The following is a 17,638-nucleotide window of genomic DNA, read 5'->3' on the forward strand; positions in this document are numbered from 1 at the left end:
AAGCGGCGAAGCCGCTTAGCCCACCCTGGCAACTTGCACCGCCGCGGGTTCTCAGAGGCTTCCTGGCGAGGACAGCCCTTCCGCCGTGTATTGGGCATACATAAGGAAGGGCTCCCGCAGTCCAGGGAGCCTCTGAGGTTCCGCTACCGGCACCGCTACGCAAATCGACCATCGGCAGACCTTCAGATGCCGAACGGCTGGGTGAAGCGGACGTCGCCCTCCACCATGTCGCGCATGTCCGGGATGCCGTTGCGGAACATCAGGGTGCGCTCCAGGCCCATGCCGAAGGCGAACCCGGTGTAGACCTCGGGGTCCACGCCGCAGGCGCGCAGCACGTTCGGGTTGACCATGCCGCAGCCGCCCCACTCGACCCAGCCCGCGCCGCCCTTCTTCTCCGGGAACCAGATGTCCATCTCGGCGGACGGCTCGGTGAACGGGAAGTACGACGGGCGCAGCCGGGTCTTGGACTCCGGCCCGAACATCGACCGGGCGAAGGCGTCCAGCGTGCCCTTCAGGTGCGCCATGGTCAGGCCCTTGTCCACCGCCAGGCCCTCGACCTGCGAGAACACCGGGGTGTGGGTGGCGTCGAGCTCGTCGGTGCGGAACGTGCGGCCGGGGCACACCACGTACACCGGCAGCTCGCGGTCCAGCAGCGCCCGGATCTGCGACGGCGAGGTGTGCGTGCGCAGCACCAGACCGGAGTTCTCCGGGGCCACGTAGAACGTGTCCTGCATGGTGCGCGCCGGGTGGTCCTTGCCGAAGTTCAGCGCGTCGAAGTTGAACCACTCGGTTTCCATCTCGTGGCCCTCGGCCACCTCCCAGCCCATCGCCAGGAAGGTGTCCTCGATCTCCTCCGCGAGCTGGGTGTTCGGGTGCCGCGCACCGGCCGGGACGCGGTCCCAGGGCAGCGTGACGTCGACGGTCTCCTCGCGCAGGACCCGCTGGTCGCGCTCGGCCTCGAGGACGGCGCGGCGGTCGTCGAACGCGCTCTGGATCGCCTCGCGGGCCTGGTTGACGCGCTTGCCCGCGTCCGACCGCGCCTTGGGCGGCAGGGCGCCGATCTCGCGGCGCGCGGTCAGCAGCGGCGAGCGGTCACCGAGGTGCGCGGGCTTGACGGCGGCCAGTGCGTCGAGGTCGGCGGCCGCCGCGAAGGCCTTGCTGGCCTCGACCACCGCGCGGTCCAGCGTCTCCGGCGACAGCGCGGCGACCTCTTTCGGGTCGTACTGGTCGTTGGCTCCAGACATCGTGTGTGCGTGACTCCCGTTGATCCGACAGGCATCAGCGCCCGAGCCTCCCGGGCTGACGAACCTGCTCGTCGGCATGCGGACTCCGACCGCAAGCTAGCCCCTAGAGTCTATGCGACGGCCCCAACCCGATTTCGCGGAGATCCGCTCCCCCGGGCGTCAGGCGCGGTGCTGGGCGCGGGCCGAGGCGTAGAGGCAGACCGCGGCGGCGGTGGCCAGGTTGAGGCTCTCCGCCCGGCCGTACAGCGGGACGCGCAGCGTCGCGTCCAGCTGCGATTTCACCTCATCGGGCAGTCCGTGGGCCTCGCTGCCGAACACCCAGGCGGTGGGCGCGTCCAGCTCCCCGGCGCGGTCCGCGGTGTCGAGGTCGCCGGTGGCGTAGCCGTCGGCGCCGACCAGCCGGAGACCGGCCGCGCGGCAGGCGGCGAGCACCGCGCTCACGTCGCGGTCGCGGGCCACCGGGAGGTGGAAGAGGCTGCCGGTGGAGGCGCGCACGGCCTTGCCGTTGTAGGCGTCGACGGTGTCCCCGGCGAACAGGACCGTCCCGGCACCCGCCGCGTCGGCGACCCGCACCACGGTCCCGGCGTTGCCCGGGTCGGCCACGCCGACCAGCACCGCGACCAGCGCCGGGCGCTCGGCGAGCGCGGCGTCCAGCTCCACGGCGGGCAGATCGCACACCGCCACCAGGCCCTGCGGGGTGACCGTCTCCGACAGCGACGCCGCGGCCTTCTCGGTGACCGGGTGCACCGGCACCCCGGCGGCGCGGGCGCGGTCCAGGTGCTCCGCGTGGCGGGCGTGCTCGGTGGCGAACAGCTCGCGCACCCGCAGCGATCCGGCGGCGTGCGCGGTCAGCGCCTCACCCACCGCCTGGGCGCCTTCGGCCAGGAAGGCCCCGGCCTTCTCCCGGCCGGCGCGGCGGGTGAGCTTGCGAGCGACCGCGACCCGGGACGATCGCTCCGTGAGCGGAGCCGTCCCGGGTCGCGGTGCAGCAGAGGTGCCGTCGGCGATCAGGCCGCACTCTCCGGCAGGTTCTTGCGGGCGACCTCGACCAGCGCCTCGAACGCGGTCGGGTCGTTCACCGCGAGCTCGGCCAGGATCTTGCGGTCGACCTCGACCTCGGCGGCCTTCAGGCCCTGCACGAACTTGTTGTAGCTCAGGCCGTGCTGCCGGGTCGCGGCGTTGATGCGGGTGATCCACAGCTTCCGGAAGTCACCCTTGCGGGCGCGCCGGTCGCGGTAGGAGTAGGTCATCGAGTGGAGCATCTGCTCCTTGGCCTTGCGGTACAGCCGGGAGCGCTGACCGCGGTAGCCGCGGGCCGACTCGAGAATGGTGCGGCGCTTCTTCTGGGCGTTGACTGCCCGCTTGACGCGTGCCACGGGGTCCGTCCTGTTATCTCATCGGGGGCGGGATGACCGCCCGTGCGGGTGGCTGGATGTCTTGCTGACCTGCTGCTGCCCCGGTGGGGGCGGCGGTGCGGTCCTCAGCGACCCAGCAGCTTGTTGATGCGCTTGACGTCGGCCTTGGCCACCTCTTCGGTGCCCTCCAGGCGGCGGGTGACACGGCTGGACTTCTTCTCCAGGATGTGCCGGCGACCGGCCTGCTCGCGCCGCAGCTTGCCCGAACCGGTCACCCTGAAGCGCTTCGAGGTGCCCTTGTGGGTCTTGTTCTTCGGCATGTTCTCGTCCTCGTTTCGTACTGATGCCGGGCGGGGGCGCGGTCCGCGTCCCGGCCCGGCGTCACAATCACGAGCCCTGACGTGCGCCTTACGACGCGTTCGCCTTGGACTTGGTCTTGTTCGTCTTGTGCGGCGCAAGAACCATGATCATGTTCCGACCGTCCTGCTTCGGGTTCGCCTCGATGAACCCGAGGTCGGAGACGTCATCGGCCAGTCGCTGCAGCAGGCGGAAACCCAGCTCGGGACGCGATTGCTCACGACCGCGGAACATGATCGTCACCTTGACCTTGTGACCCTGGTTGAGGAAGCGGGACACGTGGCCCTTCTTCGTCTCGTAGTCGTGCGGGTCGATCTTCGGCCGGAGCTTCTGCTCCTTGATGACGGTCTGCTGCTGGTTGCGACGCGACTCGCGAGCCTTCTGCGCGCTCTCGTACTTGAACTTGCCGTAGTCCATGAGCTTGCAGACCGGCGGGCGCGCCTGCGGGGCGACCTCGACAAGGTCCAGATCCGCTTCCTGGGCCAGCCGGAGCGCGTCCTCGATGCGGACGATTCCGACCTGCTCCCCGTTCGGTCCGACCAGGCGGACCTCCGGTACCCGGATGCGGTCGTTGATGCGCGTCTCGGAGCTGATGGGCCCTCCTCAGTTCGATGGCTGTTCTTCTGCACCGCGGCGCGTAGAGCTCACCCCGGAATGCGAAGATCCCGTCGCTCCGCTCGCGCGGACCGCGGGATCCTGACTCCAACCGATCGAACCGGTACACGCAATACCGTTTCGCACCACCGGCGGCGCTGGACCGCCGGCAGGACCGGACCCGGAAGCCTGTGGCGGCTACTCGGGTGGGAGCGGGACTCCACTTTGCCGCCCCCGCCTGCGCGGGAGCTGGTCGTGCGTGTCAGGGTAGCAGGCGTGACCGAACCGCACCCAACACCCCTGACCAGTGCCGATCTGGCCGGTGAGCCAGCACACGACGCGGACGTTCTGGACAACGTCCGCGACCTCGCCGATGTTCCCAGCGTCGAGGTGATCAGCCGCGCGGCGGTCATGCTGATGTCCGCCGCCGCGGAGAAGCTCGGCCTGGCCGCCGAGGACCCGGACACCGCCGCCGAGCGCGACCTGGACGAGGCGCGCCGCCTGATCACCGCCCTGGCCGGGCTGGTGACGGCGTCGGTGGAGTACCTCGGGGCGCACGCGGGCCCGATCCGCGACGGGCTGCAGACGCTGCAGCGCGCCTTCCGCGAGGCCTCGGCCATCCCGGACGCCCCCGGCCAGGGGCCCGGCGAGAAGTACACCGGCCCGGTCTACTGACGTTCCGCGCGCAGCCGCGCCCGCGCGCGGCTGCGCCTCTCCACCTGACGGCGCGATGACGCCCCCGGAGACGCCGAGCACGCTCCGTGCCGGAACGACTCCGCTCCGAATCCCGTGATCAGCGCGATGGCACACCGCGCAACGGCGACCTCCCGAAATTGCGCCACGCGCAATGCAATGTGGACGGTTTATATCGAAAACCCTTGTGCCGCCGGAAGATGTTGACCGTCGATCGACCGGTGACATAGCTTCCGCGCTGATTCTCAGCCAGCGGAGGGTGGGCGCATGGTCGATCCGGTCGAACTCATCGCGAACTTGGTTCGCATTCCCAGCATCAACCCGCGCGACCGCGCCGAACCGGCGGAGACCGCCCTGGCCGAGCACATCGCCGGGTGGGCGACCGCGCGCGGGATGCGGGCCCGCACCGAGGAGGTGCTCGACGGGCGCCGGAACGTCCTCGTCGAGCTGCCCGGCGACGACGAGCGCCCGCTGCTGCTGGAATCGCACCTGGACACCGTGGAGACCGACGGGATGACCATCGCCCCGTTCGCGCCGGAGGTCCGCGGCGGCCGGTTGTACGGGCGGGGCTCGTGCGACGCGAAGGCGTCGCTGGCGGTGTTCCTGACCGCGATGGCGCGCCTGGCCGAGCGCGGCCCGCGCCCGCGGACCGTCGTGCTCGCCGGCGTCGTCGACGAGGAGCACCTGTACCGCGGGGTGACCGCGCTGCGCCGCAGCGACCTGCCCACCCCGGCCGGGGCGATCGTCGGCGAGCCGACCGAGCTGCGGATGGTCGTGGCGCACAAGGGCTGCATGCGCTGCCGCATCGAGGCGCGCGGCGACGCCGGGCACAGCTCGCAGCCGTGGGGCCGGACCAACGCCATCGAGGTCGCAGCCGAGGTGGTGCGCCACCTCCAGCAGGAGCACGCACCGCGGCTGGACGCGCTGGCCCGGCCGCTGGTCGGCCCGCCATCGCTGGCGGTGACCATGATCGAGGGCGGGCAGGGGCCGAACGTGCTGCCGGACAGCTGCGTGGTGACCGTCGACCGGCGCACCGTCGGCGGCGAGGACCCGCACGCGGTCTGGGCGCAGCTGCGCGGTGAGCTGGAGGCGCGCTGGCCGGTCCTGGTGCACGAGCCGCACATCGTCGACTACTCGCTGGAGACCGACCCGGCCGATCCGTTCGCGCGGAGCGTGGCCGCGAGCCTGCGGGCGTCCGGGCTGGACGCCGATCCGCTCGGCGTCGGCTACGGCACCGACGCCAGCAAGATCGCCCTGGACGGGGTGCCCGCCGTGGTGTTCGGGCCCGGCTCGATCGCGAACGCGCACACCGCCGACGAGTCCGTCCCGCTCGACGAGGTCCGCACCGCGGTCGACGTCGTCGAGCGCGTCCTGCGCACCGGAGGTGTCCCCGCATGACGATCGCGCAGACCGCCACCGCCACCCGGCGCCGGTTCGGGGTGCTCGCCGCCGACTTCGCGGTGCTGGGCCTGAACTACGCCGACCGCGCCGCGTTCGGCATCGCCGGGCCGCTGATCATCGCCGAGTTCGGCTTCTCCAACGCCGCCTTCGGCTGGCTGGCCAGCATCTTCGCCCTGGCCTACTCGCCGTTCGGGTTCATCGGCGGCTGGCTGGCCGACCGGTTCGGCCCGCGCAACGTGATGGGCTGGGCGGTGATCGCCTGGTCGGCGTTCACCGCGCTGACCGCCGCCGGGATCGGGTTCGTCAGCCTGCTGATCATCCGGTTCCTGTTCGGCGCCGGGGAGGGCCCGCAGGCCACGGTCACCGCGAAGCTGATGCACAACTGGTTCCCGAAGCGGGAGCTGGGCACCGCGCTGGGCATCGCCAACGCCGCCACCCCGCTGGGCGGCGCGGTCGCCACCCCGGTGGTGGTCGGCATCATGCACGCCACCCAGGGCAACTGGCGGTTGCCGTTCCTGATCTTCGGCGCGCTGGGCGTGCTGGCCGCGATCGGCTGGTTCTGGGTCGTGCGGGACACCCCGGAGCAGCACCCGAAGGTCAACGACGCCGAGGTCCGGGTCATCCGGCAGGACCAGGCCGAGGCGACCGAGGCGGCGCAGCAGGACGCGCCCGGGTTCTGGAGCTGCGTGGCCAAGCCCGCGGTGTGGGCGACCGCGATCGCCTACTTCGGCTATGCCTGGATCCTCTGGACGTTCGTGTCCTGGTTCCCGAGCTACCTGGTGCAGGAGCGCGGCATCGACCTGGACGGGCTGGCGATCTCCGGGGCCATCCCGTGGGTCGGCGGGTGCATCGGGCTGATCGCCGGTGGTGCGCTCACCGACTGGCTGGTGCGCCGGATCGGCGACCCCGAGGCGCCGCGCCGCTGGCTGGTGATCGCCTGCCTGGCCGCGACCGCCGTGCTGTTCGCGCTGGTGTCGATGGTGACCAGCACCTTCGCCGCGGTCGCGGTGATGACCGTCGTGGTGTTCCTGCTGTACCTGACGGGTGCGCAGTACTGGATCATCGTCGGGGAGGCGGTGCCCGCCGCGCGCTACGGCGCGGTCTCCGGGGCGGTGCAGATGTTCGCCACCTCGGCGTCGATCTTCGCGCCGCTGGTCACCGGCTACCTGGCCGACTCGTCCTGGGGTTGGAGCGGGGTGTTCGTGGTCGCCGGTGCGATCACCATCATCGGTCCGGTCCTGCTGCTGTTCGCCGGTCGGCGCCGGGCGTGATCGGCGCGCGGGAGCGGGTCGGGGCCCGCTTCCGCGTCGGCGGTGTCACGGGTTGACGGCGAGGAAGAGGAACGCCGCCAGCAGCGCCAGGTGCACCGCGCCCTGCATGCGGGTGGCGCGGCCGGGGACCACCGTGAGCACGCTGACCACGATGGTCAGCGCGAACAGGACGATCTGGGTGGCGCCCAGGCCCAGGTGCAGCTCGCCCTTCAGCCAGATCGAGGCGACCGCGATCGCCGGGATGGTCAGGCCGATGCTGGCGATCGCCGAGCCGTAGGCCAGGTTGAGGCTGATCTGCATCCGCTGCCGGACCGAGGCGCGCACCGCGGCGATGGTCTCGGGCAGCAGGACCAGCATCGCGATCACCACGCCGACGAAGGAGTTCGGGAAGCCGACCGCGGCGACGGCGGCCTCGATCGCCGGGGACTCCACCTTCGCCAGGCCGACCACCGCGACCAGCGCGACCAGCAGCAGGACCAGGCTCGCGGCGGTCTGCTTGCCGGTCGGCGGCTCGGCGTGGTCGTCCTCGGGCGCGACGGTGCCCTTGTCGGTCACCGGCAGGAAGAAGTCGCGGTGCCGCACGGTCTGGGTGAACACGAACAGCGCGTAGAGCACGACCGAGGCCAGCGCGGCGAACACCAGCTGCTGCGGCGAGTAGGCCGGTCCCGGCACGCTGGTGGTGAAGGCCGGGAACACCAGGGTCAGCGCGCCCAGCGTCGCCACCGTCGCCAGCGCCGCGCCGGCGCCCTCGGCGTTGAAGTTCGTCAGGCCGTAGCGCAGCGCACCCACCAGCAGCGCCAGCCCGGCGATGCCGTTGGTGGTGATCATGATCGCCGCGAAGATGGTGTCGCGCGCCAGCGTCGCGGCGTCGTCCCCGCCGGAGATCATCAGGGTGACGATCAGCGCGACCTCGATCACCGTGACCGCCACCGCGAGCACCAGCGAGCCGAACGGCTCCCCCACCTTGTGCGCGACGACCTCCGCGTGGTGCACCGCGGTCAGCACCGCACCGGCCAGCAGCACGGCGACCACGAGCACCATGCCCAGGCCCAAGCCCTTCTGCGGCCAGGCCACGGCCAGCGCGAACATGGCCAGCACCGGCACCAGGACGTTCCAGGACAGCAACGATCGCAGCGACATGAGTCCACATTAGAAGCCGAGATCGATTCGCGCGGGACCCGGAGGTGGTGTCGGCGCGCCGGATCGGCCGGGCCGGGCGCGGAGGTGTTGGAGACGACCAGCCCCCGGTCGAGTTGGGCGCGGAGGGCACCTCGCGGCGTGCGAGGTGCCCTCCGACCAGCTCAGTCGAGGACGGCGAGGGCGTCGATCTCGACGAGGAGACCGGCCGGGAGGCCGACGTAGACCGTGGTGCGGGCCGGGAAGGGCTCGCCGACCACGCGCGCGTAGGTCTCGTTCATCTCCGCGAACTGCGAGGTGTCCGTCAGGTACACGCGCAGCATCAGGACGTCCTCGATGGAGCCGCCCTCGGCCTCCAGGATCGCGATGACGTTGCGCAGGCACTGCTCGGTCTGCTCGGCGACCCCGCCCTCGACCACCTTGCCGGTGGCCGGGTCGACCGCGGTCTGCCCGGAGACCTGCAGGATGTTGCCCTTGCGGACGCCCTGCGACAGCGGGATGCTCGCCGGCGGCTTGGGGGCGTTGTCGGTGCTGACGACGGTCCTGGCCATCAGGATTCCTTCCTCTTCTCCGTTGGCTGCCAGCCCAGCTCGGCGGAGATCCCGCCGGCTGCGCGCAGCACGTCGTCGACGAGCCCGAGCAGGCCGTCGAAATCCAGCAGTACTTTCGGCACCGACAGCGAGACGGCCGCGATGGTCTCGCCGCGGTGGTTGCGGATCGGCGCGCCGATGCAGTGGATGAAGTCCTCGTGCTCGCTGCGGTCGACCGCGTAGCCCTGCTCGCGGACCTGGTCCAGCTCGGCCAGGAAGCGGTTCGGCGAGTCGATCGTGTTCGCGGTGAGCTTCGGGTAGGTCAGCTGCTCGGCGAACTGCGCGCGCTGCGGCGGCGGCAGGTCCGCGACCAGCGCCTTGCCGACCGCGGTGCAGTGCACGGGGGCGCGGCGGCCGATGCGGGAGTACATCCGCACCGGGTGCTTGCTGTCGACCTTGTCGATGTAGATGACGTGGTCGTCCTCGAGCGTCGCCAGGTGCACGGTGTGCCCGCTGACGCCGCCCAGCTCCAGCAGGTGCGCGCGGGCGACGTCGCGGACGTCGAGGTCCTCCAGGGCCTGGTGCGCCAGGTCGAACAGGGCGCTGCCGAGGCGGTAGTGGTGCACGTCCTCGCGGCGGACGAAGCGCCCGGCTTCGAGGGTGCGCAGCAGGCGCATCGCGGTGGACTTGTGCACGCCGAGGCGCTGGGCGAGCTGGTCGAGGGTCTGCGGGCCGGCGGCCAGCGAAGTCAGCACGGCCAGTCCCCGTTCCAAGCTCTGACTCACCGACCACTCCGTCCGTTGACGCGCTGCGCGGCGCGATGGTACACACCTATCCATCATTTTGCGCAATCAGCGTTGCATTCTACGCAATAGGAGACCTTGGTGTCAGCACGGGGTATCAACATCGAGGCGGTCCGCGCCCTGCACGACGAGCGCATCGACTGGCGCTTCAAGGGCATGCCCTCGGACGCCTTCGGCACCACTGTGGGCGAGTTCCTGGCCACCCGCCCGACGGTCTTCGACGGCGGCTTCGTCGGGCCGCTCCTGACGCTCGACCGCGCCGCCCTGGAGCACAACCTGCGGACCATGGCCGACTGGTGCGCCGAGCACGGGGTGCAGCTCGCCCCGCACGGCAAGACGACGATGGCTCCGCAGCTGTTCGGGCAGCAGCTCGCGCACGGTTCGTGGGGCATCACCGCCGCCAACACCAGCCAGCTTCGCGTGTACCGCGCGTTCGGCGTCGAGCGGATCCTGTTCGCCAACGAGCTGGTCGACCGCAACGGCCTGGCCTGGCTGGCCGACGAGCTGGACCGCGACCCGGAGTTCCAGTTCTGCTGCTACGTCGACTCGCTGCGCGGCGTGCACCTGATGGCCGAGGCGCTGGCCGCGCACGGCGCGTCCCGCCCGGTCGACGTGCTGGTCGAGCTGGGCAGCCCGGGGGCCCGCACCGGCGCGCGCACGAAGGCCGAGGCCCGCGAGATCGCCGACGCCGTGCTGGAGAACCCGGTGCTGCGCCTGGTCGGCGTCGCGGGTTACGAGGGCGAGGTCGCGCACGACGTCAGCGACGCCGCGCTGTCCGCTGTGGACGGATACCTGGAGCGGGTGCGCGAGCTGGTGGCCGAGCTGGCCGGTGCCGGGCACTTCTCCGGGCTGGACGAGGTGATCGTCACCGCGGGCGGCAGCTCCTACTTCGACCAGGTCGCCGAGGCGCTGACCAAGCCGTGGCCGACCGGGCTGCCGGTGGTGCCGGTGCTCCGCAGCGGCGGGTACCTGCTGCACGACGACGGCTTCTACCGGATCCGCTCGCCGTTCGGCCGGGAGCACCGGCTGGCCGGTCGGGAGCGGCCGTTCCGGCCCGCGATGCGGGCGTGGGCGCAGGTGATGTCGCGCCCGGAGCCGGGGCTGGCGCTGCTGACCATGGGCCGCCGCGACGCCTCCTTCGACCAGGACCTGCCGGAACCGCAGGTGATCCGCGGCGCCGACGGCGCGGTCCGCGACCTGCCGGCGGGCTCCTGCCGGGTCCGGGCGCTGGCCGACCAGCACACCTTCCTGGAGCTGTCCGGCGCCGATCCGCAGGTCGGCGACTGGATCGGCTTCGGCCTCTCGCACCCGTGCACGGTCTTCGACAAGTGGTCGCTGATCCCGGTGGTGGACGGCGACGAGGTGATCGACCTGATCCGCACCTTCTTCTGACCGAACCCACCCGGAGGGCTCCACAATGGACATCGTGGTCCGCGGAGCGCGGGTCGTCGACGGCGACGGCGGCCCGAGCTACCTCGCCGACGTCGGCGTCGAGCGCGGTCTGATCACCGAGATCGCCGAACCCGGGAAGTTGCGCGGCAGCCGCGCGATCGACGCCGACGGGCTGGTGCTCTCCCCCGGTTTCATCGACATGCACGCGCACTCGGACCTGCAGCTGCTCGCCAACCCGGACCACACCGCGAAGGTGTCGCAGGGCGTGACGCTGGAGGTCATCGGCCAGGACGGGTTGTCCTACGCACCGGTGGACGACGCCACGCTGGCGACGCTGCGCACCCAGATCGCCGGGTGGAACGACGACCCGCCGGGCTTCGACTGGAACTGGCGCAGCGTCGCCGAGTACCTCGACCGGCTCGACGCCGGGATCGCCACCAACGCGGCGTACCTGGTGCCGCAGGGCACGCTCCGGCTGATCTGCGTGGGCTACGACGACCGCGCGGCCACCGACGCCGAGCTCGACCGGATGCGCGAGGTGCTGGCGCGGTCGCTGGACGAGGGCGCGTTCGGGATGTCCTCCGGCCTGACCTACACGCCCGGCATGTACGCCGACACCGACGAGCTCGCCGCGCTGTGCGAGGTGGTGGCGGCGCGCGGCGGGTACTACAGCCCGCACCACCGCAGCTACGGCGCGGGCGCGCTGGCCGCGTACGCGGAGATGATCGAGGTCAGCAAGCGCTCCGGGTGCCCGCTGCACCTGGCGCACGCCACGATGAACTTCAGCGTGAACCGGGGCCGGGCGGCCGATCTGCTGTCCATGTTGGACAGCGCGCTGGACGAGGGCTGCGACATCACGCTGGACACCTACCCGTACCTGCCGGGCAGCACCTCGCTGCACGCGCTGCTGCCGAGCTGGGCGATGGTCGGCGGGGTGGAGGCCACCCTGGCCCGGCTGCGCGATCCCGTGCAGCGCGAGCGGATCCGCGTCGCGCTGGAGGAGGAGGGCTCGGACGGCTGCCACGGGGTGCCGGTCGAGTGGGAGACCATCGAGATCAACGGCGTCCGGCGGGACGCCAACGGCCACCTCGTCGGCCGCAGCGTCGCCGAATCCGCCCGCGAGGCCGGGAAACCGCCGGCCGAGCACTACTTCGACGTCCTGGTGTCCGAGGAGCTGGGCAGCTCCTGCCTGATGCACGTGGGCCACGAGGACAACGTGCAGGCCATCATGCGCCACCGGGTGCACACCGCGGGCAGCGACGGCCTGCTGGTCGGCGCGCGCCCGCACCCGCGCGCGTGGGGCACCTTCCCCCGCTACCTCGGCCACTACGTGCGCGAGCTCGGGGTGCTGGGGCTGGAGGAGTGCGTGCAGCACATGACCTCCCGCGCCGCCGACCGGCTCGGGCTCGCCGACCGCGGCCGGATCCGCCCCGGGTTCGCCGCCGACCTGGTGCTGTTCGACCCGGGGACCGTCGCGGACACCGCCACCTTCGACGAACCCCGCCAGCAGGCCGCGGGAATCCCGCACGTGCTGGTCAACGGGGTGCCGGTGATCGAGGACGGTCACCGCACCGACGCCCTGCCCGGTCGCGCCCTGCGCAAGCCGCGCTGAACCCCCAGAGGAGTCCGCCGTGGACACGTTCCTCCACTGGCTCCAGCACGAAACGTCCGGCCTGCTCGTGTTGTGCGCGGTCGGGATCGCGGTGCTGCTGCTCATGATCATCCGGTTCCGGGTGGAACCGTTCATCGCGCTGATCGTCTCCGGGCTGCTGATCGCGCTGGCCGCCGGGCTGTCCGTCGAGGACATCGTCGGCACCGCGCAGAAGAGCAGCGAATCGCTGCTGGAGAGCGGGTTCGCCGGGATCCTCGGGCACATCACCGCGATCGTCGGGCTCGGCACCATCCTCGGCTCGGTGCTGGAGGCCTCCGGCGGCGCGCAGCTGCTGACCCGCAAGCTGCTGGGCGCCTTCGGCGAGCGGCGCGCGCCGCTGGCGATGGGCCTGTCCGGGCTGGTCTTCGGCATCCCGGTGTTCTTCGACATCGGCATCTTCGTGCTGGCCCCGCTGGTGTACGTGGTGGCGCGGCAGGGCGGCAGGTCCATCCTGCTGTACTGCCTGCCGCTGGTGGCCGGGCTGTCCATGACGCACGCGTTCCTGCCGCCGCACCCCGGGCCGGTGGTCGCCGCCGGACTGCTCGGCGTGGACCTGGGCTGGATCATCCTGATGGGGCTGGCCTGCGGGCTCCCGGCGTTCGCGGTCAGCGGTCTGCTGTTCCCGCTGTGGATCGGCAAGCGCATCGAGCTGCCGGTGCCGGAGGACGTGCTGGCCGCGGCCGACGAGGCGGCGCGCAAGAACGAGGCCGAGGGCCGCCCCGAGCCGAAGCTGGCCACCGTCGCCCTGATCATCGGCCTGCCGATGGTGCTGATCCTCGGCGCCACGTTCGGCAGCATCACGCTGCCGAAGGGCAGCGCGCCGCTGTCGGTGCTGACCTTCCTCGGCAACCCGACGGTGGCGCTGACCATCGCGGTGCTGCTGGCGTTCTGGCTGCTGGGCACCCGGCGCGGGATGACCGGCAAGGAGCTCTCCGAGCTGACCGGGCACTCGCTGCGCCCGCTGGGCATGATCCTGCTGGTGGTCGGCGCGGGCGGGTTCTTCGGCAAGGTGCTCGCCGAGACCGGCGTCGGCGAGGCGCTGGCCGGGTCGCTGCAGTCCACCGGGCTGCCGCTGCTGGTGTCGGCGTACGTGATCAGCTCCGGGCTGCGCATCGCGCAGGGCTCGGCGACGGTGGCGATCGTGACCACCGGCGGCATCGTCGCGCCGCTGCTGCACGCCGGGGACCACTCGCAGGCGCAGCTGGCGCTGATCGCGGTGGCGATCGCGGCGGGCTCGATCATCGCCTCGCACGTCAACGACGGCGGGTTCTGGATCATCAGCCGCTACTTCGGCATCCCGGTCAAGGACATGCTGAAGTCCTGGACGGTGCTGGAGACCATCCTCTCGGTCGTCGGCTTCGGGATGGCCCTGCTGCTGTCCGCGCTGCTCCCCTAGCCTGGAATTCCTTGCTGCGGCGTCGGAAACGCCCGTAATGTTCGCCGGGATCCGACGCCGAGGCGAGGAGTGCCCGAATGGACCTGAGCAGACGGTCGTTGCTTCTGTCGGCTGGAGCCGCCGCGGGTTTGGCGGGGTTCGCACCGGGGCTGGCCGGTGCGAACCCCGTGGTACCGGCGGATTCGCCCACCCCACCGCGCGGCCCGGACGAGGGCGCGGGTCCGTTCCGGAAGCTGGTGATCCGCGGCGTCAACCTGATCGTCGGCGCGGACGGCGAGGTGCGCGGACCGGTCGACGTGGTGGTCCGCGGCAACCGCATCGACCAGATCATCCCCGCTGGTGAGCCGTCCCGGGTGCTGCCCGCCGGTCGGCCGCCGCACGACGCCGAGCACGAGATCGACGCGACCGGCATGTGGATGATGCCGGGCCTGGTGGACGAGCACGCGCACACCGGGACCGGCAGCACCCCGCGGACCTACGCCTACAAGCTGTGGCTGGGCCACGGCGTCACCACCGTGCGCGGGGTGTCGCTGGCCCAGAACGCCGATGCGGTCGCGGACAAGGAGCGCAGCGAGCGCAACGAGATCGTGGCGCCGCGCATCGTCAACTACCAGACCCCGGGCAGCGGTTGGGAGGACGGCCCGGTCGACTCGCCGGAGAAGGCCCGCCGGTGGGTGGCGTGGGCGGCCCGCAACGGCGTGGACGGCATCAAGTTCTTCGGCGAGGGGCCCTACGGCCGCCCGGAGATCGAGGCCGCGATCCGGGCCGCCCAGCAGTCCGGGCTGGGCACCACCATGCACCACTCGCCGCCGATCTACCCGCAGCTCAACGCGCTGGAGACCGGTCAGCTCGGGCTGGGCACCGTCACCCACTTCTACGGCCACTTCGAGGCGCTGCTGAAAGAGGGCCGCGAGCACCCGAAACCGCCGGACTACGACTACTCCAACGAGGCGTCGCGGTGGCGCGCGGTCGCGCAGGTCATCGACCACACCTTCCCACCCGGTTCCCCGCAGTGGCGCTCGTACCTGTCGCGGCAGCTGGACAACGGCGTGACGTTCGGCCCCACCTTCGGCGTCTACCTCGCCGGGCGCGACCTGCTGCGGGCGCGCGGTCTGGAGTGGCACCCGCGGTTCGCGCTGCCGACGCTGTGGAACTTCTGGGAACCCAGCCCGGAGGCGCACGGCTCGTTCTACTACGACTGGAATTCCGAGGACGAGGCGAGCTGGAAGCGCTTCTACGTGCAGTACCTGCAGCTGATCCACGACTACAAGGAGATGGGCGGGCGCATCGCGGGCGGCACCGATCCGGGGTTCATCTACAACCTCTACGGGTTCGCCAACATCAACGAGCTGGAGATGCTGCGCGAAGCGGGGTTGTCGGCGCTGGAGGCGATCGAGGCGATGAGCTCGGCAACCGCGCGCACCATCGCCGAACCCACCGGTGCAGCGCCGGAGTACGGCGCGGTCGAGGAGGGTTTCATCGCCGACCTGGCGATCACCGGCGAGAACCCGCTGCAGGACCTGAAAACCCTCTACGGCACGGGAACTCCGCGGCTGAACCCGGAGACCGGGGACATCACCCGCACCGGCGGTGTGCAGTGGACGATCCGCAACGGCGTCGTCTACGACGCCAAGCGGCTGCTCGCCGACGTGGCCGACATGGTGCAGGCGCAGAAGTCCGCTGGTGCGTGCGGCGACGTCGACCCGGACTGGAGCATGTCCGGTCCCTGCGGCGGCAGCCCCGGCGTCGGGGTGGCACCACCGGCCGAACCCGCGAGGCGCGCCGCCCCGCTGCCGTAGCGCCGCCGGGAAATACGGGAAGCCCGGGGGCTTGAGGAAGGTTTAAGGCTTTTTGGTCTAGTCCACTGGCCGCGCATGCGGCAGACTGTCCCGCGATCATCCACCGAGCAGGGAGAACATCGTGCGGGACAACGCAATGCCGCGTCGCCGGTTCCTCACCGCCGCGGGCGCGCTCGGCCTCGCCGGCGCGGCCGGGGTGGTCGCCACCACCAGCACCGCGTGCGCGACCACCTCGTCCGCGGCGCCCCAGCCCGCCCCGGCGATGCACCACGCCGCTGGGCTGATGACGCTGATCGGCAGCTACACCTCGGCGAGCCCGGCCGGTCGCGGCCTGGAGGTGGCCACCCGCAACGACGCGGGCGCCCTCGAACCGTCCGGGGTGGTCGACGGGGTGCCCGACGCGTCGTTCTTCGCCTGGTCGCCGGACCACAAGTACCTCTACGTCACCAACGAGATCGTGCCGAACGGCACCATCACCGCCGTGGACCTCTCCCAGCACCACCCGGTGGTCCTGGGCAGCCAGCCCAGCGGCGGCGCGGGCCCCACGCACATCTCCGCGCACCCGAGCGGCGAGTTCATCTTCACCGCCCACTACACCGACGGCACGGTCGCGGTGCACCGCCGCAACGCCGACGGCACCATCGGCGAGAACACCGACCTGGTCAAGCACCCCGGCGCCGAGCCGCACGCCCACCAGGTCCTGGTCGACCCGAGCAAGCAGTGGGTGGTGGCGGTGGACCTCGGCGCCGACGCGGTGTTCGTGTACGCCTTCGACACCGCCACCGGCAAGCTCACCCAGCACCAGCACCTCGAACTGCCCGCCGGGACCGGCCCGCGGCACCTGGCGTTCAACTACGAGCGCGCCTACCTGCTGGCGGAGCTGAAGTCCGAGATCACCGTGCTGGACTGGGACCTCGACGCCGGGCGGTTCACCCCCGGCCAGGTCATCGGCACCCGGGAACCCGACGCGAGCGGCGAGAACTTCCCGGCGGAGATCGCGATCACCCGCGACGCCAAGTTCGCCTACGCCTCCAACCGCGGCGACAACAACATCGCCACCTTCGCCATCACCGGGGAGGGCCTGGAGTTCCGGGGCACCGCGCCGACCGGCGACTGGCCCCGCCACTTCGCGCTGGACCCGGAGCAGACCTCGCTGTACGTGGCCAACCAGCGCTCCGGCACGATCACCCGCCTGACCCGCGACCCGAACTCCGGCGCCCTCACCCCCACCGAGGACGTCTACGAGTGCCCGTCGGTCGCAGCCATCACCTTCCACGGCTGATCACCGGGGAGGGCGTCGGCGGCGATGCCCTCCCCCGCTCCGCAGCTGCGCCTCGATCCCGTCGAGGACCGTGCCCAGGCCGAGCTCGAAGGACTCGTCGAAGTCGTCGGTGCCGACGAGGTCCGCCTGCCGCGCCAGCGTCGGGTAGTCCGCCCGCCGACTCTCGAGGTACTGCTGGGCCGCAGCGCGCAGCTCGGCTTCGCGGGCCGGGTCCCGGTGCACCTCGCGCCAGAAGTTCTCCATCGCGGCGTAGCCCTGGACGTAGTAGGTCAGCGCACCGACGACGGCGGTGAGGCGCGGACCGTCCAACCCGGCTGCGGTCAGGATCGCGTAGAACCGCTCGGAGAGCGCCAGCGAGTTCGGCCCGAGCAGCGCACGGGTGGACATCACGGCGGGCAACCACGGGTGGCGCCTCATGACGTCCCGGCCCTGGCGGAGCTGCTGCGCGAGCGCCTCGCGCCAGGGCACGCCGTCGGCCGCGGCGAGCTCGACCTCCGCGAACGCCTCGTCCACGGCCAGGTCGAGCACGTCCTCCTTGCTGTTCACGTACTCGTACAGCGACATCGCGCTGACGCCCAGCCGGGCCGCGAGGCGCCGCATGGACAGACCCGAAGCGCCCTCGGCGTCCAGCACCGCGACCGCGGCGCGCGCGATCCGCTCCGCGGTCAGGCGGGGCCTGCGGGGACGTTGCTCGGCGAGCCAGATCGCCGGTGGTCGTTCGTCGCCCATGTCG

The 17,638-nt window shown here is 71.7% G+C and carries 17 protein-coding genes; 8 read left to right on the plus strand and 9 right to left on the minus strand.

The genetic code is table 11. The features are described 5' to 3' along the window. Nucleotides 1-182 precede the first annotated feature (182 nt). The 5 genes from pheS to infC form a co-directional block, all read right to left on the minus strand. The gene (gene pheS, locus F1721_RS32265) at nucleotides 183-1,244 is read right to left on the minus strand and encodes a phenylalanine--tRNA ligase subunit alpha (protein ID WP_150070633.1); all 1,062 of its coding nucleotides are present in this window, start codon (nucleotides 1,242-1,244) and stop codon (nucleotides 183-185) included. Between the two features lie 159 nt (nucleotides 1,245-1,403). Next, entirely contained in the window at nucleotides 1,404-2,255 is an 852-nt protein-coding gene (locus F1721_RS32270) for a TrmH family RNA methyltransferase (RefSeq protein WP_387512430.1), read from the minus strand. After that, the gene (gene rplT / locus F1721_RS32275) at nucleotides 2,252-2,620 is read right to left on the minus strand and encodes a 50S ribosomal protein L20 (protein WP_150070634.1); all 369 of its coding nucleotides are present in this window, start codon (nucleotides 2,618-2,620) and stop codon (nucleotides 2,252-2,254) included. Before rplT ends, F1721_RS32270 begins: the two co-directional genes overlap by 4 nt. A 104-nt stretch (nucleotides 2,621-2,724) precedes the next feature. Next, on the minus strand, nucleotides 2,725-2,919 hold the full coding sequence (gene rpmI / locus F1721_RS32280) for a 50S ribosomal protein L35 (protein ID WP_150070635.1): 195 nt from the start codon (nucleotides 2,917-2,919) through the stop codon (nucleotides 2,725-2,727). Between the two features lie 88 nt (nucleotides 2,920-3,007). Continuing rightward, on the minus strand, nucleotides 3,008-3,550 hold the full coding sequence (gene infC / locus F1721_RS32285) for a translation initiation factor IF-3 (RefSeq protein ID WP_150070636.1): 543 nt from the start codon (nucleotides 3,548-3,550) through the stop codon (nucleotides 3,008-3,010). A gap of 315 nt (nucleotides 3,551-3,865) precedes the next feature. Between infC and F1721_RS32290 the strand changes: the two genes are divergently transcribed. The 3 genes from F1721_RS32290 (at nucleotide 3,866) to F1721_RS32300 (ending at nucleotide 6,915) form a co-directional block, all read left to right on the plus strand. After that, complete coding sequence (locus tag F1721_RS32290) at nucleotides 3,866-4,225, plus strand: DUF1844 domain-containing protein (protein WP_150070728.1); 360 nt, start codon at nucleotides 3,866-3,868, stop codon at nucleotides 4,223-4,225. Between the two features lie 285 nt (nucleotides 4,226-4,510). Next, nucleotides 4,511-5,641 carry a M20 family metallopeptidase gene (locus tag F1721_RS32295; RefSeq protein ID WP_150070637.1) on the plus strand — a complete coding sequence of 377 codons (1,131 nt, stop codon included), beginning with the start codon at nucleotides 4,511-4,513 and terminating at the stop codon, nucleotides 5,639-5,641. Next, entirely contained in the window at nucleotides 5,638-6,915 is a 1,278-nt protein-coding gene (locus F1721_RS32300; protein ID WP_150070638.1) for an MFS transporter, read from the plus strand. Before F1721_RS32295 ends, F1721_RS32300 begins: the two co-directional genes overlap by 4 nt. Nucleotides 6,916-6,960: 45 nt before the next feature. Here F1721_RS32300 and F1721_RS32305 read toward each other — a convergent pair whose 3' ends face one another. The 3 genes from F1721_RS32305 to F1721_RS32315 all read right to left on the minus strand — a co-directional run bounded on the left by F1721_RS32305 (nucleotide 6,961) and on the right by F1721_RS32315 (nucleotide 9,367). Beyond that, nucleotides 6,961-8,055 (minus strand): calcium:cation antiporter, encoded by a 1,095-nt coding sequence (locus F1721_RS32305; protein WP_150070639.1) that lies wholly within the window; start codon nucleotides 8,053-8,055, stop codon nucleotides 6,961-6,963. Between the two features lie 161 nt (nucleotides 8,056-8,216). Then, on the minus strand, nucleotides 8,217-8,603 hold the full coding sequence (locus F1721_RS32310; protein ID WP_150070640.1) for a RidA family protein: 387 nt from the start codon (nucleotides 8,601-8,603) through the stop codon (nucleotides 8,217-8,219). Then, nucleotides 8,603-9,367, minus strand: coding sequence for an IclR family transcriptional regulator (locus F1721_RS32315; RefSeq protein WP_150070641.1), 765 nt, complete (start codon nucleotides 9,365-9,367; stop codon nucleotides 8,603-8,605). The genes F1721_RS32310 and F1721_RS32315 overlap by 1 nt, the downstream gene beginning before the upstream one ends. Nucleotides 9,368-9,466: 99 nt before the next feature. Between F1721_RS32315 and F1721_RS32320 the strand changes: the two genes are divergently transcribed. The 5 genes from F1721_RS32320 to F1721_RS32340 all read left to right on the plus strand — a co-directional run bounded on the left by F1721_RS32320 (nucleotide 9,467) and on the right by F1721_RS32340 (nucleotide 16,905). Beyond that, nucleotides 9,467-10,777: an amino acid deaminase gene (locus tag F1721_RS32320; protein ID WP_150070642.1), complete on the plus strand. Its 1,311-nt coding sequence runs from the start codon at nucleotides 9,467-9,469 to the stop codon at nucleotides 10,775-10,777. Nucleotides 10,778-10,802: 25 nt separating this feature from the next. Continuing rightward, nucleotides 10,803-12,389: an N-acyl-D-amino-acid deacylase family protein gene (locus tag F1721_RS32325; RefSeq protein WP_150070643.1), complete on the plus strand. Its 1,587-nt coding sequence runs from the start codon at nucleotides 10,803-10,805 to the stop codon at nucleotides 12,387-12,389. Between the two features lie 19 nt (nucleotides 12,390-12,408). After that, the gene (locus F1721_RS32330; RefSeq protein ID WP_150070644.1) at nucleotides 12,409-13,824 is read left to right on the plus strand and encodes a GntP family permease; all 1,416 of its coding nucleotides are present in this window, start codon (nucleotides 12,409-12,411) and stop codon (nucleotides 13,822-13,824) included. Nucleotides 13,825-13,901: 77 nt separating this feature from the next. Continuing rightward, nucleotides 13,902-15,623 carry an amidohydrolase family protein gene (locus F1721_RS32335; protein WP_211840718.1) on the plus strand — a complete coding sequence of 574 codons (1,722 nt, stop codon included), beginning with the start codon at nucleotides 13,902-13,904 and terminating at the stop codon, nucleotides 15,621-15,623. A gap of 121 nt (nucleotides 15,624-15,744) precedes the next feature. Continuing rightward, nucleotides 15,745-16,905 carry a lactonase family protein gene (locus tag F1721_RS32340; protein ID WP_150070645.1) on the plus strand — a complete coding sequence of 387 codons (1,161 nt, stop codon included), beginning with the start codon at nucleotides 15,745-15,747 and terminating at the stop codon, nucleotides 16,903-16,905. Here the strand turns inward: F1721_RS32340 and F1721_RS32345 are convergent, their stop codons facing one another. Continuing rightward, complete coding sequence (locus F1721_RS32345; protein ID WP_150070646.1) at nucleotides 16,906-17,634, minus strand: TetR/AcrR family transcriptional regulator; 729 nt, start codon at nucleotides 17,632-17,634, stop codon at nucleotides 16,906-16,908. Between the last annotated feature and the right edge of the window lie 4 nt (nucleotides 17,635-17,638).

The organism is Saccharopolyspora hirsuta (genome assembly GCF_008630535.1).
In the GTDB taxonomy this organism is placed as follows: Bacteria; Actinomycetota; Actinomycetes; order Mycobacteriales; family Pseudonocardiaceae; genus Saccharopolyspora; species Saccharopolyspora hirsuta.